This is a genomic window from Nocardioides sp. zg-1228, assembly GCF_017086465.1.
Taxonomy (GTDB): domain Bacteria; phylum Actinomycetota; class Actinomycetes; order Propionibacteriales; family Nocardioidaceae; genus Nocardioides.
The window spans coordinates 1,076,273-1,089,968 of record NZ_CP070961.1; the positions used below are offsets into that span (position 1 = coordinate 1,076,273).

Here is a 13,696-nt window from a genome sequence, read left to right on the forward strand (position 1 = left end):
ATGATCGGCGCGTGCCGTTCCCGAGCAAGCTCCTCAACCCCGGTGAGCGCGTCGTCGTCTCCACCCGCACCCACGTCAAGGCGCTGATCCTCCCCGGCCTCGCCGTGCTGCTCGCGCTGGCGGCCGCCGTCTTCCTCGACCGGCTCATCGACCCGCGGGTCGCGAGCCTGGTGGTGTGGGCGCTGCTCGCCGCGGTGGTGGTGTGGTTCGTCGTCGGGCCGCTGCTGCGCTGGCTGACCACCACCTACACCTTCACCGACCGCCGCTTCATCACGCGCACCGGGTTCATCGCCACCTCCGGTCGCACGATCCCGCTCAACCGCATCAGCGGTGTCGACTTCGAGATCGGTGTGATCGACCGCCTCTTCGGCTGCGGCACGCTGGTCGTCACCGACGCGAGCACCGACGGCAGCGCCCGGCTCCACGACATCCCCGAGGTGGAGAAGGTGCAGCTGCAGGTCTCCGACGAGCTCCACCGCCTCTCGGGTGGCGACCGCCGCGACGATGGCGCCTGAGCGCAGGCGTCGAGGCGGCCGGCCCGACCCTGACACCGGCCCCGACCCGGTCCACGCCCCCGGCCTCGACCCCGGCCCCGACCCGGGGCCTGCCGGCGAGCAGCTCGACCAGGCGATCCTGCGCAGCGACCCGGCGTTCAACGCTGTCGAGGTCGCCGAGCACACCGGCGTGACGGTCGAGCAGGCGCGGCGGCTGTGGCGCGCGCTCGGCTTCCCCGAGTTCACGGGGGAGAAGGCCTACACGGCCGCCGACATCGAGGCGGTGTCGACCCTCATGGGCTTCGTCGACTCCGGCGCGGTCGACTTCGACGTGGCCGTCAACCTCACCCGCGGCGTCGGCCAGACGATGGCGCGCCTCGCCGACTGGGAGGTCTCCACGCTCGTCAGCCGGGTCGAGGAGATGGAGGCCGGCGACGAGGCCACCGGCTCGCGCGTCGGCTCGGCGATGCGGCTCATCGACGAGGTCAACCCGCCGTTCGAGCGGCTCCTGGTCTACGCGTGGCGTCGCCACCTGGCCGCCGCGGTCGGCCGGATCGAGGCGATGGGCGCCAAGGACGAGGACCTGCACACCATCGAGGTGAGCGTCGGGTTCGCCGACCTGGTCGCCTTCACCGCGCTGTCCAACACCCTCGACCGCGACGAGCTCGGCGACCTCGTCGAGGTCTTCGAGAGCCGGTGCCAGGACGTCGTCGCCCGCTTCGGCGGCCGGATCATCAAGAGCCTCGGCGACTCCGTCCTCTTCGTCACCAACACCGCCGAGGAGGCGGTCGGGGTGGCGGAGGGGATCATCAACGTGATCGGGCGCGACCCGAAGATGCCCGACGTCCGCCTCGGCCTGGCCAGCGGCCCCGTGGTCCAGCGGCTGGGCGACATCTTCGGACCCCCGGTCAACATGGCGGCCCGGCTCACCCAGGTCGCCCGCCGCAACCGGCTCATCGTGGACCAGAGCACCGCCGACCGGCTGCCCCACGAGGAGTGGGAGCACCGCCGGCTGCCGGCCCGTCCGGTGCGCGGCTTCGGCCTCGTCGAGCCGGTCGCCGTACGCCGCCGCTGACGCGTCGCGTGGACCAGACCACTCGCCCGATTCCACCCATAAGGGTCACGCCGGCGCGCGGTCATCCCTACGTTTCTGGCCGTGTTGGCTGTGCAGGACGTGCGACTCGACCCCCTCTCGCGACGCGTGTGGCGTGGTGAGCGCGAGATCAGGCTCTCGCGCAAGGAGTTCCAGCTCCTGCACGCCCTGATGGCGCGACCGGGCGACATCGTCACCCGCGGCGAGCTGATGGCCGAGGTGTGGCAGACGACGTTCTACACCAGCTCCAAGACCATCGACGTGCACCTGGGCTGGCTGCGCCGCAAGCTCGGCGACGACCCGCGCAGTCCCACGCTGATCACGACCCACCGCGGCCGCGGCCTGCGCTTCGAGCCGGCCTCCAGCGCCGTGGCCGGCTGATCGTCAGCCGCTCGCCACGACGAGGCAGCACGCCGTGAGCACCACGCACGCAGGGGTCATCGTCAGCCGCTCGGGCCGGCTGCGCGAGATCGCGTTGAGCACGATGCCGATCGCGAAGTAGCCGACCAGCGCCCACGCCACCACCTCGGCCTCCGTGCCCGAGCGCCCCCACGCGCCGGCCCGCACGAGCAGCGCGCCCACCGCGGCGGCGTAGAGCGGGACCGACAGCGCGCTCCCGACGCGCAGGCCCCTCGGGAGTACCTCATGCCGCCCGCCCCAGACGAGTCGGCCGCAGGGCCGTCCGGCCGCCGCCAGCACCTGGACGGCGCCGATCCCCGCCAGCACGAGGGTGGCGAGGAGGACCGCGACCAGGTCGGGCGTGCTCATCGTCGGCCGGTGCCGGCCAGGTGGCGCTCGGCGTTGGCGGCGACGCGGTCGAGCGCGGCGATGAGCCCCGCGACGTCGACCCCGTCCTCCAACCCGTCGTCGTGCCGCGCGAGCGACTCCCACGCCGCCGTGAGCAGCGCGCGTCCGGACGGGGTGAGGGCGACGGAGTTGGCCCGGCGGTCGCCCGGGTCCGCGACGACGACGACCAGCCCGTCCCGCGTCAGCGACGCCAGCCGCTGGGTCACGGCGGACCGCGAGACGTCGAGCGCGGCCGCGAGGGCGCTCTGGCGCGCGGGCTCGAGGGCGTCGATGCTCGCCAGGGCGGCCAGCTCGGACACCCCGATGCCGTGGGCAGGACGGAGGTGGGCGTCGGCCACGCGGTCGACGAGGGCGGTGGCCCGGTGGAGCGCGAGGGCGAAGCGTCGGGAGAGGGGCTCGGGATCGGTCATTGTGAAGCACTTAACAACCTGGCGCGTCTCGGCGTCAAGCCCCGGCCCGCGCGGCGTGCGCGGCTTCTATAGGCTCCGGACGTGTCCTCGACCGGCTCGCACCGCGCTCCCACGCTCGCCGTCGTCGGGGGTGGCCAGCTGGCGCGGATGATGGCCCAGCCCGCGATCGCGCTCGGGCTCCCGCTGCGCCTGCTCGCGGAGGCCGAGGGGGTCTCGGCCGCCCAGGTCATCCCCGACCACCTCGTCGGCGACCACACCGACCTCCCCACCCTGCGCCGGGTGACCGCGGGGGCGGCGGTCGTCACCTTCGACCACGAGCACGTCCCGACCTCCCACCTGCGCGCGCTCGCCGCCGACGGCGTCGCCGTCCGCCCCGGCCCCGACGCCCTCGTGCACGCCCAGGACAAGGCGGTGATGCGCCGCCGCCTCGGCGAGCTCGACGTGCCCTGCCCCCGCAACGCCGTGGTCGTCTCCACCGACGACGTGGCCGCCTTCGGCCTGCCGTGCGTGCTCAAGACCACCCGGGGCGGCTACGACGGCAAGGGGGTGTGGGTGGTGCGCGAGCTCGACGAGGCGCAGGTCGCCTTCGACGCCGCCGCCGCTGCGGGCGTGGAGGTGCTGGCCGAGGAGCTCGTCGACTTCCGGCGCGAGCTCTCGGCGCTGGTGGCGCGCTCGCCCAGCGGCCAGGCCGCGGCCTACCCCGTCGTCGCATCGACCCAGCTCGACGGCATCTGCCACGAGGTCGTCGCCCCCGCCCCCGACCTCGCGCCCGCGCTGGCCGGGCAGGCGCAGGAGATCGCGTTGCGGGTCGCCGGCGCGCTCGACGTCACGGGCATCCTCGCCGTGGAGCTCTTCGAGACGACCGACGGCCGGATCCTGGTCAACGAGCTGGCGATGCGCCCGCACAACACCGGCCACTGGACCCAGGACGGCGCCGTGACCTCGCAGTTCGAGAACCACCTGCGCGCCGTCATGGACCTCCCGCTCGGCTCGCCCGCGCCCCGCGAGCGCTGGACCGTGATGGTCAACATCCTCGGCGGACCCACCGACTCCGGCCACCTCTACGACGGCCTTCCGCACGCGATGGCACGCGACCCGCGCCTGCGGGTGCACCTCTACGGCAAGGACCTGCGCCCCGGGCGCAAGGTCGGGCACGTCAACGCCTACGGCGACGACCTCGAGGACTGCCTCGAGCGGGCCCGCCACGCGGCCGCGTGGTTCCGCGGCGACCTGGGCAACGAGAGCGAGTGAGGGCGAGCAGATGAGCGAGCAGACGAGCGGTACGCAGCAGGCCGGCGCCAGGGTCGGCATCGTGATGGGCTCCGACTCCGACTGGCCGGTCATGCAGGCCGCCGGCGAGGTGCTCACCGAGCTCGGGGTGGCCTGGGAGGCCGACGTCCTCTCCGCGCACCGGATGCCCACCGAGATGATCGCCTGGGGCCGCGAGGCGCACACCCGCGGGCTGTCGGTCGTGATCGCCGGCGCCGGGGGCGCCGCCCACCTGCCCGGCATGCTGGCCTCGGTCACGCCGCTGCCCGTCGTCGGGGTGCCGGTGCCGCTGGCGTACCTCGACGGGATGGACTCGCTGCTCTCCATCGTGCAGATGCCCGGCGGGATCCCGGTCGCCACCGTCGCCATCGGCAACGCCAAGAACGCCGGCATCCTCGCCGCGCGCATCCTCGGCACGAGCGACCCCGCCCTCCAGCAGCGCCTCGTCGACTACCAGGCCGGGCTCGCCGAGACCGCGCACGCCAAGGGCGAGGTCGTCCGCCGCGCCGCGGGCGGCGACACCCCACGGGTCGGCTTCTAGCCCGGCTCCTCCGCCCCGGGTCAGGTCGACTTCTGGTCGTCGATCCGGCCGCGCAGCGCCTTCGTCCGGCCTCGCTGCTTCTTCGCCTTCAGCCGGCGCTCCTTGGCCCCGCGGCTGGGACGCGTGGGCCGCCGCGACGGCGGTGGCGGGGCGAGCGCCTGGCGCAGCAGGTCGGCGAGGCGCTCGCGGGCAGCCACCCGGTTGCGGTGCTGGGAGCGGTGCTCGGAGGCCGCGATGCTGACCCGTCCCGACGGCCAGCGCCGCAGCGCCCGCGCCCGCTGCGCGTCGGTGAGGGCCTGGGAGGTGGTGACGTCGAAGTCGAGCTCGACGCGCGAGTCGCTGGTGTTGACCGACTGGCCGCCCGGTCCCGGCGAGCGCGAGAACCGCTCGACCAGCTCGGCCGCCGGCACGACCAGCCCGTCGGGCAGGCCGGGTCCGGCCGGGACGTGGAGGTCGCGCATCCCCCCATTGTGGGATGAAACCCCCTCCCGCTTGACGGCGGCCGGGTGAGCGGCGAGCGTCTCGGCCATGGGGGAGCAGCGGGTCGGCGTGGTCGGCGGGGGCATCCTCGGCGTCGCCATCGCGCGCGAGGTGGTGCGCCGCCGCCCGGGCACCGAGGTGGTGGTGCTGGAGAAGGAGGACCGGCTGGCCGCCCACCAGACCGGGCACAACTCCGGTGTCGTCCACGCCGGCATCTACTACCGCCCGGGGAGCCTCAAGGCCGAGCTGTGCGCGCGTGGGCGCGGGCTGCTCCGCGACTTCTGCCTCGAGCGCGCCATCGCCTACGACGCGTGCGGCAAGCTCGTGGTCGCGGTAGCCGCCGACGAGCTGGGCCGCCTCGACGCCCTCGAGCGGTCCGCCCGCGCCAACGGCGTCCCCGGCCTCCGGCGGCTCGCGGCCGAGCAGATCGCCGAGGTCGAGCCCCACGCCCGCGGGCTGGCGGCGCTCCACTCGCCCGAGACCGCCATCACCGACTACCCGGCGATCACCGCGGCCCTCGCCGACGACGTCTTCGCGGCCGGTGGCGGCGTACGCCTCGGCGCGCGCGTGGTCGGCATCCGGCGCGACGGCGACGCGGTGCTCGTCCAGGTCGACGGTGACCCGACGCCGCTGCGGTTCGACCACGTCGTGGTGGCCGCCGGCCTGCAGGCCGACCGGGTGTCGGCGCTCGTGGACGGCGAGCGCGGCCCGGCGATCCTGCCGTTCCGCGGGGAGTACCTCGGGGTCAGCGCCGCCAAGCGAGACCTGGTGCGCGGCATGGTCTACCCGGTGCCCGACCCGCGCTACCCGTTCCTCGGCGTGCACTTCACCAGGAGGGTCGACGGGTCGTTGGAGGTCGGCCCCAACGCGGTGCTGGCGACCCGGCGGGAGGGGTACCGCCGCCGCGACGTCTCGCCCGCCGACCTCCGCGACACCCTCGCGTGGCCGGGGTTCTGGCGGATGGCGCGGGCCCACTGGCGCACCGGCGTCGACGAGGTGGTCGGCTCTGCGTCCCGGCGCGCGTTCATGCGCTCGGCCTCGCGCTACGTGCCCGACATCGGGGTCGCCGACGTGCGGCGCGCCGGCAGCGGCGTCCGCGCCCAGGCGGTCGACCGCGACGGCAGCCTGGTCGACGACTTCCGCATCACCCGCGCCGACGGCGTCACGTGCGTGCGCAACGCGCCCTCGCCCGGGGCCACCTCCAGCCTGGCCATCGCCGCCCACGTGGTGGACGAGGTGTGGCAGCACCGCGCGTGAGATGTGCGTCCCGCGGGTGCGGTGATGTCTAGGGTCGGGGCATGACCACACGTTGGGGCATCGCCGCCACGGGCGGCATGGCCGCCGCCTTCGCCTCCGACCTCGCTCTGACCCCGGACGCCGAGATCGCTTTCGTGGGCAGCCGCTCGCCCGCGTCGGCGGCCGACTTCGCCGCCCGCTTCGCCGCCGACGGCGCCGGTGCCGGCAGCTATCGCGACCTGCTCGAGGCGGGTCGGCGCGGCGACGTCGACGTCGTCTACCTCGCCACCCCGCACCCCCAGCACCGCGACCTCGCGATGGCCGCGATCGAGGCCCGCACGCCGGTGCTGGTCGAGAAGGCGTTCACCGCCACGCTCGCCGGGGCGGAGGAGGTCGTCGCCGCCGCCCGCGCCGCCGGGGTGTTCTGCATGGAGGCCATGTGGACCCGCTTCCAGCCGGCCGTGGCCCACGTGCGCGACCTCGTCGCGGCCGGCGACATCGGCGAGGTGCTGCTGGTGCAGGCCGACTTCGGCGCTCAGCGCGACTACGACCCGGGAAGCCGGCTGTTCGACCTCGCGCTCGGCGGCGGCTCGATCCTCGACCTCGGCGTCTACCCGGTCTCCCTGGCCCAGCACCTCCTCGGCCGCCCGGACCGGGTCACCGCCACTGGCACCACCTACCCCGACGGCGCCGACCGCTCCGCGGCGATCCAGTTGTCCTACGACGACGGCCGCGCCGCGTCGCTGACCTGCACGCTCGCGAGCCAGACGCCCGGCCGGGCGCTCCTGGTGGGCACCGGGGGGACCGTCGAGATCGTCCCGCCGTTCTACCACCCCAGCACGGTCGTCGTACGCCGCAACGGCGCCGAGCCCGAGGAGGTGGAGCGCCTGCCCAGCGGCCGCGGCTACGTCCACCAGGCCGAGGAGGTGCAGCGCTGCCTGGCGGCCGGGCTGACCGAGAGTCCGCTGATGCCGCTGCAGGACACCCTCGACGTGATGTGGGTGCTGGAGGAGGCGCTGGCCCAGCTCGGCATCACGATGGCGGAGGCCACGGTCGAGGTCTGAGCCCGGCTCAGGACTCGGACCCGGTGCGCTCGGGGTGCGGTGAGTGCCTAGGGTGCGGTGGTGACCCGTGAGGACTCCCGACTGCACTCGATCTACGACCTCGTCGTCCAGCGCAACCCCGGCGAGGACGAGTTCCACCAGGCGGTGCGGGAGGTGCTCGACAGCCTCGGGCCCGTCGTGGCCCGCCACCCGGAGTACGCCGACGCGCGCGTGATCGAGCGGATCTGCGAGCCCGAGCGGCAGATCATCTTCCGGGTGCCGTGGGTCGACGACTCCGGCCGGGTGGAGATCCACCGCGGCTTCCGGGTGGAGTTCAACTCCGCCCTCGGCCCCTACAAGGGCGGCCTGCGGTTCCACCCCAGCGTCTACCTGGGCATCGTGAAGTTCCTGGGCTTCGAGCAGGTCTTCAAGAACGCGCTCACCGGCATGCCGATCGGCGGCGCCAAGGGCGGCGCCGACTTCGACCCCAAGGGTCGCTCCGACGGCGAGGTGATGCGCTTCTGCCAGTCGTTCATGACCGAGCTCTACCGCCACATCGGGGAGTACACCGACGTGCCGGCCGGCGACATCGGCGTGGGCGGGCGCGAGATCGGCTACCTCTTCGGGCAGTACAAGCGGATCACCAACCGCTACGAGTCGGGCGTGCTGACCGGCAAGGGCACCGGGTGGGGCGGGTCGGCGGTCCGCAAGGAGGCCACCGGCTACGGCACCGCCTTCTTCGTGCGCGAGATGCTGCGCCAGCGCGGCGAGTCCCTCGACGGCAGGCGGGTCGTCGTCTCGGGCTCGGGCAACGTGGCCATCTACGCGATCGAGAAGGTCCACGAGATGGGCGGCACCGTGGTGGCGTGCTCCGACTCGGCGGGCTACGTCGTCGACGAGGCCGGCATCGACCTCGAGCTGCTCAAGCAGCTCAAGGAGGTCGAGCGGGCGCGGATCAGCGAGTACGCCGAGCGGCGCCCGGGGGCGTCCTACGTGGCCGGCGGGTCGATCTGGGACGTGCCGTGCCACGTCGCGCTGCCGTGCGCGACCGAGAACGAGCTCGACGACGCCGCCGCCCGGACGCTGGTCAGGCAGGGCTGCGTCGTGGTGGCGGAGGGCGCCAACATGCCCACCACGCCCGCCGGTGTGGCGACCTTCGTGGACGCGGGCGTGCTGTTCGCGCCCGGCAAGGCGGCCAACGCGGGCGGGGTCGCGACCAGCGCGCTGGAGATGCAGCAGAACGCCTCGCGGGACTCGTGGACCCACGACCACGCGGAGACGAGGCTGGCCGAGATCATGGCGGGCATCCACGAGCGGTGCGCCGCGGCCGCCGACGACTACGGCCGGCCCGGCGACTACGTGCTGGGCGCCAACATCGCCGGCTTCGTCCGGGTCGCCGACGCGATGCTCGCGATGGGCGTCGTCTGAGACGCCGCCCGCGCGGGGCTCAGCGGCGGTGCCGACGCCACTCGATGGCCGGGCAGGTGTCCATCACCATCGGCACGCCGGCCGCGGTCGTGCGGGCGAAGGCGTCGTGGTCGACGACCCCGAGCTGGAACCACACGCCGCCGGCGCCCACCGCGACGGCCTGGTCGGCGAACTCGCCGGCCGCCTCGGAGCGACGGAACACGTCGACGACGTCGATCGCGTCGGGCACGTCGGCGAGGGTGGCGTAGCCCTGCTCGCCCAGCACGGCCGGCGCGCCCGGGTCGGCGAACACCGGGTGCACGGGGATGATCCGCTTGCCGCGCTCCTGCAGCAGCGCCGCGATCGAGTAGGCCGTACGGCCGGGGTCGCCGGAGAGGCCGACGACGGCCCAGATGTGCGCGTCGTCGAGCATCCGGTCGATCACCGCGGGGTCCTGCCACTCGCTGCCCATGGCGCCACGGTAGCCGCACGGCCCCCACCCCGGGGAGCGCGTAGGAACGCCCCCCGGTTACCAGGAGGTAGCGAAAGTGGCGGGGGTGTTGGGGCCCCGGTGGCGGATGTGGTGGGATGACCCACGTCACATCACACCCACGAGGGGAACTCACATGCTCCACACCGCATCCCGGCGCCTCGGCGCCGTCGCTGCTGCCGGCGCGCTGACCGCCGGCGCCCTGGTCGCCCTGGCGGCGCCGACCGCGACCGCGGCCACCGCCTCGACCACCTACACCTGCACCTTCCCGGCGCTCGGCGCCCGCGACATCCCCGTCGCGATCACGGCCAACCTCCCCGCCGCGGCCAACGCCGGCCTGGACGCCCCGTCCATTCCGGTGCTGCTCAGCGTCACGCTCCCGGGCGACGTCGTCGACGCCGCCAAGGGCCTCTTCCAGGCCACCAGCATCGGCGGCTTCTCCAACGACATGGTCGCCACCCTCGACGAGCTGTCCTCCGACGCCTCGGCGGAGCTGCCCCTGGAGAACGTGCGCTTCCCGCAGACGGCCCTCCCGGAGACGGCCAACACGCCGGTCAAGCTCGACACGCCCAACCCGCTCGCCACCCCGGGCGCCGTCCCGGCCGGCACGGTGCCGGTCAACCTGCCGGGCAAGGGCACCTACGACATCGTGGTGCCGTCGGCGTTCACGTTCACCGCCACCAAGCAGGGCGACGTGACGATGCTCGCGGACGTGCCGTGCGTCTTCAAGGCGGGCTCCCCGTCGAGCCTCGGCTCGATCGTCCTCGCCGCCAACGAGTCGACCACCGAGGCCACCCCGACCAAGAAGGTCACCAAGCTGGGCAAGAAGACCACGCTCAAGGTGGTCGTGGACGCGGCCAACGAGGTGCCGACCGGCAAGGTCAAGGTCATGCTCGGCAAGAAGACCCTCGGCAAGGGCGTGCTCAACGGCAAGGGCAAGGCGAAGGTCACGCTGAAGAAGGCGCTGCCGGCCGGCAAGACCAAGGTCAACGTGCTCTACCTCGGTGACGACTACACCAAGAAGTCGAAGGACAAGAAGGTCGTGATCCGGGTCCGCTGACCCGCTCCACGCCTGTCCCGCCCGGTCGGTGCCTCGGCACCGGCCGGGCGTTCGTCGTTCCTGCCGTGCGCACGGGCGGGGAGTGGGGATGACCACACCGTCAGGCGTCTCGTGGAGATGCATGGACGTCCTACAATTCGCGCATGAGCGAGTTCCCCCTCTACGCCCTCTCCGAGGAGCACCAGGCCATCCGCGAGGCCGTGCGCGCCGTCGCCGAGGCCAAGATCGCGCCCTTCGCGGCCGCCGTGGACGAGGAGGCCCGCTACCCGCACGAGGCGGCCGAGGCGCTGCTCGCCTCCGACTTCCACGCCCCCCACGTGCCCGAGGCCTACGGCGGTGCCGGCGCCGACGCGCTCGCCACGGTGCTGGTCATCGAGGAGGTCGCCCGCGCGTGCGTGTCGTCCTCGCTGATCCCCGCCGTCAACAAGCTCGGCTCGCTGCCCGTGCAGATCGCCGGCTCCGAGGAGCTCAAGCAGCACTACCTCGGCGCGCTCGCCCGCGGCGAGGGCGGCTTCTCCTACTGCCTCTCCGAGCCCGACGCCGGCTCCGACGCCGGCGGCATGAAGACCCGCGCGGTGCGCGACGGCGACGAGTGGGTGCTCGACGGCGTGAAGCGCTGGATCACCAACGCGGGCGAGTCGGAGTTCTACACGGTCATGGCCGTCACCGACCCCGAGAAGAAGACCCGCGGCGGCATCTCGGCGTTCGTGGTGGAGAAGTCCGACGAGGGCGTGTCCTTCGGTGCACCGGAGAAGAAGCTCGGCATCAAGGGCAGCCCGACCCGCGAGGTCTACCTCGACAAGGTCCGCATCCCCGCCTCGCGGATGATCGGCGAGGAGGGCACCGGCTTCACGACCGCGATGAAGACCCTCGACCACACCCGCGTCACCATCGCGGCCCAGGCGGTCGGCGTCGCGCAGGGCGCTCTCGACTACGCGCTCGACTACGCCAAGGAGCGCCAGCAGTTCGGCAGGTCGATCGCCGACTTCCAGGGCCTGCAGTTCCTGCTCGCCGACATGGGCATGAAGGTCGAGGCGGCCCGGCAGATGACCTACGCCGCCGCCGGCCGCTCCGAGCGCGGCGACGACGACCTCACCTTCTTCGGCGCCGCCGCCAAGTGCTTCGCCTCCGACGTCGCGATGGAGGTCACGGTCAACGCCGTGCAGGTGCTCGGCGGCTACGGCTACACCCGCGACTACCCGGTCGAGCGGATGATGCGCGACGCCAAGATCACCCAGATCTACGAGGGCACCAACCAGGTGCAGCGGATCGTGATGGCACGCCAGCTCCTCGCCGGGGTCCAGTCCGAGCTCTGAGCTGCGGCTCCTCCGGGCCTCGAGGGGCTGGCTGGGGCCCCTAGCCCGAGTGGCCGAGGTCGGCGCTGACGGCATCCGCGGTGCCGAGCAACGACTCGAGGTACTCGGCCTGCGGGTCGTGCAGGACCGTGGAGGAGACGTTCACGGCGGCCACGACGTGCCCCGAGCGGTCACGCACCGGGGCGGCGATCGAGCGGAGTCCCGGTGCGAGCTCCTGGTCGTTGGCGGCCCACCCCTGCTCGGCGGCCGCGTCCAGCAAGCGTCGCAGCGCGCCCTCGTCGGTGGGCGTGTGCTGGGTGACGGCGGTGAGCTCGGCGCCGGCGAACCAGTCGTCGAGCTCGCGGGCACTGAGGCCGGCGAGCAGCACGCGTCCCATGGACGTCGCGTGGGCGGGGAAGCGGGTGCCGACGGTGATGGCGACGTTCATGATGCTGCGAGACGCGACCCGGGCGACGTAGACCACGTCGGTGCCGTCGAGCACGCCGAGCGACGTGGACTCGCCGACCTGCGCGGAGAGGGCCTCCAGGTGTGGGCGTGCGATCTCGGGGAGCTGGAGCCCCGACAGGTACGCCGTGCCGAGCCGCAGCACGCGGGGCGTGAGGGCGAAGTGCTTGCCGTCGTACCGGACGAACCCGAGCTCGACGAGGGTGAGCAGGAACCGGCGTGCGGCGGCACGGCTCAGTCCGGTCACGTCGGCCACCTCGCTGAGCGTCATCGCGGGCCGGTCGGCGTCGAACGCCCGGATGACGTCCAGTCCGCGTGCCAGCGACTGGACGAACTCGCCGCCGGCGCTGGGTCGGTCCCTCACGGACGACTCCACGAGCTCGGGGCGTCGTCGTGGATGGTGGCGCGGCTCATCGGGTGGTCTCGACGTTCTCGAGGACGACGGCCAGTCCTTGGCCGACGCCGATGCAGATCGCCGCGACGCCCCAGCGCTCGCCGCGTTCGCGCAGCACGTGGGCGAGGGTGCCGAGGACGCGGCCGCCGGACGCGCCGAGGGGGTGCCCGAGGGCGATCGCGCCGCCCCTGGTGTTCACGATGTCGGGGTCGACCTTCCATGCGTCCATGCAGGCGAGGGACTGGACGGCGAACGCTTCGTTGAGCTCGACGGCGCCGACGTCGGCCCAGCCGATGCCGGCACGCGCGAGTGCGGCGTCGGCGGCCTCGACGGGGGCGAACCCGAACATGCGGGGGTCGAGTGCGGATGCCCCGCGGCCGGCGATCCGCGCCAGGGGAGCGGCCCCGATCCGGTCGGCGGCGGTCTCGGAGCCGAGGACGAGCGCGGAGGCTCCGTCGCTGAGCGGTGAGGCGTTGCCGGCGGTGATGGTGCCGTCGGGTCGGAAGGAGGGCTTGAGCCCGGCGAGCGTCTCGGCGGTGGTGCCGGGCCGGATGGTCTCGTCGCGGGTCAGGTCGACGCCGTCGACGGGGACGACCAGGGCGTCGTAGAAGCCGTCGTTCCAGGCGGCGTCGGCCAGGGTGTGGGAGCGTGCCGCGAACTCGTCCTGCCGTTCGCGCGAGATGGCGAACCTCTCCTGCAGCAGCTCGTTGCACTCGCCCAGGGACGCCGTCCACGCGCTCGGCATCGCGGGGTTGACGAGCCGCCAACCGAGCGTGGTGGAGACGGCGGTGACGTCGCCGGCCGGGAACGGTCGGGTGGACTTGGGCAGCACCCAGGGCGCCCGCGTCATGGACTCCACCCCGCCCGCGACGACCACGTCCGCGTCGCCGGACTCGATGGTGCGCGAGGCCATCATGGCGGCGTCCAGGCTGGAGCCGCACAGCCTGTTGACCGTGGTGCCGGGTACGGACGTGGGCAGGCCCGCGAGCAGGACGGCCATCCGGGCGACGTCGCGGTTGTCCTCGCCGGCGCCGTTGGCCAGGCCCCAGACCACGTCACCGATCTCAGCGGAGTCCAGGGCGGGCACCTTGTCGAGCACGGCGCGCAGGGCGCGCGCCGCGAGGTCGTCGGGACGCGAGCCGGCGAGGGCTCCTCCGAACCTGCCGAAGGGAGTGCGTGCGGCGGCGTAGATGTGGGCGGTCATGGTCTACC

General features: G+C 73.6%; 16 protein-coding genes. 10 read left to right on the top strand and 6 right to left on the bottom strand.

Translation table 11 applies throughout. The features are described 5' to 3' along the window. Positions 1-11: 11 nt before the first annotated feature. The 3 genes from JX575_RS05125 to JX575_RS05135 all read left to right on the top strand — a co-directional run bounded on the left by JX575_RS05125 (position 12) and on the right by JX575_RS05135 (position 1,968). A complete protein-coding gene (locus JX575_RS05125) occupies positions 12-515 on the top strand; it encodes a PH domain-containing protein (protein ID WP_186341402.1) in 504 nt (167 codons plus the stop codon). Next, a complete protein-coding gene (locus JX575_RS05130) occupies positions 505-1,569 on the top strand; it encodes an adenylate/guanylate cyclase domain-containing protein (protein ID WP_186341403.1) in 1,065 nt (354 codons plus the stop codon). Before JX575_RS05125 ends, JX575_RS05130 begins: the two co-directional genes overlap by 11 nt. A gap of 81 nt (positions 1,570-1,650) precedes the next feature. Beyond that, positions 1,651-1,968, top strand: coding sequence for a winged helix-turn-helix domain-containing protein (locus JX575_RS05135; RefSeq protein WP_186341404.1), 318 nt, complete (start codon positions 1,651-1,653; stop codon positions 1,966-1,968). 3 nt (positions 1,969-1,971) lie between these two features. Here JX575_RS05135 and JX575_RS05140 read toward each other — a convergent pair whose 3' ends face one another. Continuing rightward, positions 1,972-2,355, bottom strand: coding sequence for a hypothetical protein (locus tag JX575_RS05140; protein ID WP_186341405.1), 384 nt, complete (start codon positions 2,353-2,355; stop codon positions 1,972-1,974). Further along, a complete protein-coding gene (locus JX575_RS05145; protein ID WP_186341406.1) occupies positions 2,352-2,804 on the bottom strand; it encodes a MarR family winged helix-turn-helix transcriptional regulator in 453 nt (150 codons plus the stop codon). The genes JX575_RS05140 and JX575_RS05145 overlap by 4 nt, the downstream gene beginning before the upstream one ends. An 81-nt stretch (positions 2,805-2,885) precedes the next feature. On the opposite strand from JX575_RS05145, the gene JX575_RS05150 reads away from it, so the two are divergent. After that, complete coding sequence (locus tag JX575_RS05150) at positions 2,886-4,055, top strand: 5-(carboxyamino)imidazole ribonucleotide synthase (RefSeq protein WP_186341407.1); 1,170 nt, start codon at positions 2,886-2,888, stop codon at positions 4,053-4,055. Positions 4,056-4,065: 10 nt separating this feature from the next. Continuing rightward, positions 4,066-4,614, top strand: a complete 549-nt coding sequence (gene purE / locus JX575_RS05155; protein ID WP_186341408.1) for a 5-(carboxyamino)imidazole ribonucleotide mutase — start codon at positions 4,066-4,068, stop codon at positions 4,612-4,614. Between the two features lie 20 nt (positions 4,615-4,634). Here the strand turns inward: purE and arfB are convergent, their stop codons facing one another. After that, the gene (arfB, locus tag JX575_RS05160; RefSeq protein ID WP_186341409.1) at positions 4,635-5,075 is read right to left on the bottom strand and encodes an alternative ribosome rescue aminoacyl-tRNA hydrolase ArfB; all 441 of its coding nucleotides are present in this window, start codon (positions 5,073-5,075) and stop codon (positions 4,635-4,637) included. 67 nt (positions 5,076-5,142) lie between these two features. Between arfB and lhgO the strand changes: the two genes are divergently transcribed. Genes lhgO through gdhA form a run of 3 tightly spaced genes read left to right on the top strand, consistent with a single transcriptional unit; the run spans position 5,143 to position 8,801 of the window. After that, the gene (gene lhgO / locus JX575_RS05165) at positions 5,143-6,351 is read left to right on the top strand and encodes an L-2-hydroxyglutarate oxidase (protein ID WP_186341410.1); all 1,209 of its coding nucleotides are present in this window, start codon (positions 5,143-5,145) and stop codon (positions 6,349-6,351) included. A 41-nt stretch (positions 6,352-6,392) separates the two neighbouring features. Then, positions 6,393-7,394 (top strand): Gfo/Idh/MocA family oxidoreductase, encoded by a 1,002-nt coding sequence (locus JX575_RS05170; protein WP_186341411.1) that lies wholly within the window; start codon positions 6,393-6,395, stop codon positions 7,392-7,394. A 60-nt stretch (positions 7,395-7,454) separates the two neighbouring features. After that, entirely contained in the window at positions 7,455-8,801 is a 1,347-nt protein-coding gene (gene gdhA / locus JX575_RS05175; protein WP_186341412.1) for an NADP-specific glutamate dehydrogenase, read from the top strand. A gap of 19 nt (positions 8,802-8,820) precedes the next feature. On the opposite strand, the gene JX575_RS05180 is transcribed toward gdhA, so the two are convergent. Next, entirely contained in the window at positions 8,821-9,252 is a 432-nt protein-coding gene (locus JX575_RS05180; RefSeq protein ID WP_186341413.1) for a CoA-binding protein, read from the bottom strand. A 154-nt stretch (positions 9,253-9,406) separates the two neighbouring features. Here JX575_RS05180 and JX575_RS05185 point away from each other — a divergent pair, with 154 nt between their 5' ends. Further along, positions 9,407-10,330, top strand: a complete 924-nt coding sequence (locus tag JX575_RS05185) for a DUF6801 domain-containing protein (RefSeq protein ID WP_186341414.1) — start codon at positions 9,407-9,409, stop codon at positions 10,328-10,330. 143 nt (positions 10,331-10,473) lie between these two features. Continuing rightward, positions 10,474-11,646 carry an acyl-CoA dehydrogenase family protein gene (locus JX575_RS05190; protein WP_186341415.1) on the top strand — a complete coding sequence of 391 codons (1,173 nt, stop codon included), beginning with the start codon at positions 10,474-10,476 and terminating at the stop codon, positions 11,644-11,646. 40 nt (positions 11,647-11,686) lie between these two features. Here JX575_RS05190 and JX575_RS05195 read toward each other — a convergent pair whose 3' ends face one another. Both JX575_RS05195 and JX575_RS05200 read right to left on the bottom strand, forming a co-directional pair. After that, positions 11,687-12,454, bottom strand: coding sequence for an IclR family transcriptional regulator C-terminal domain-containing protein (locus tag JX575_RS05195; RefSeq protein WP_206054522.1), 768 nt, complete (start codon positions 12,452-12,454; stop codon positions 11,687-11,689). 46 nt (positions 12,455-12,500) lie between these two features. Next, positions 12,501-13,688, bottom strand: a complete 1,188-nt coding sequence (locus JX575_RS05200) for a thiolase family protein (protein ID WP_186341417.1) — start codon at positions 13,686-13,688, stop codon at positions 12,501-12,503. Positions 13,689-13,696: the final 8 nt, after the last annotated feature.

Excerpts from the sequence above, each read along its gene's own strand:
- JX575_RS05130 (WP_186341403.1), top strand. The coding sequence starts at position 505 with ATGGCGCCTGAGCGCAGGCGTCGAGGCGGCCGGCCCGACCCTGACACC.
- JX575_RS05140 (WP_186341405.1), bottom strand. The coding sequence starts at position 2,355 with ATGAGCACGCCCGACCTGGTCGCGGTCCTCCTCGCCACCCTCGTGCTG.
- JX575_RS05145 (WP_186341406.1), bottom strand. The coding sequence starts at position 2,804 with ATGACCGATCCCGAGCCCCTCTCCCGACGCTTCGCCCTCGCGCTCCAC.
- purE (WP_186341408.1), top strand. The coding sequence starts at position 4,066 with ATGAGCGAGCAGACGAGCGGTACGCAGCAGGCCGGCGCCAGGGTCGGC.
- arfB (WP_186341409.1), bottom strand. The coding sequence starts at position 5,075 with ATGCGCGACCTCCACGTCCCGGCCGGACCCGGCCTGCCCGACGGGCTG.
- lhgO (WP_186341410.1), top strand. The coding sequence starts at position 5,143 with ATGGGGGAGCAGCGGGTCGGCGTGGTCGGCGGGGGCATCCTCGGCGTC.
- JX575_RS05170 (WP_186341411.1), top strand. The coding sequence starts at position 6,393 with ATGACCACACGTTGGGGCATCGCCGCCACGGGCGGCATGGCCGCCGCC.
- JX575_RS05180 (WP_186341413.1), bottom strand. The coding sequence starts at position 9,252 with ATGGGCAGCGAGTGGCAGGACCCCGCGGTGATCGACCGGATGCTCGAC.
- JX575_RS05185 (WP_186341414.1), top strand. The coding sequence starts at position 9,407 with ATGCTCCACACCGCATCCCGGCGCCTCGGCGCCGTCGCTGCTGCCGGC.
- JX575_RS05190 (WP_186341415.1), top strand. The coding sequence starts at position 10,474 with ATGAGCGAGTTCCCCCTCTACGCCCTCTCCGAGGAGCACCAGGCCATC.
- JX575_RS05200 (WP_186341417.1), bottom strand. The coding sequence starts at position 13,688 with ATGACCGCCCACATCTACGCCGCCGCACGCACTCCCTTCGGCAGGTTC.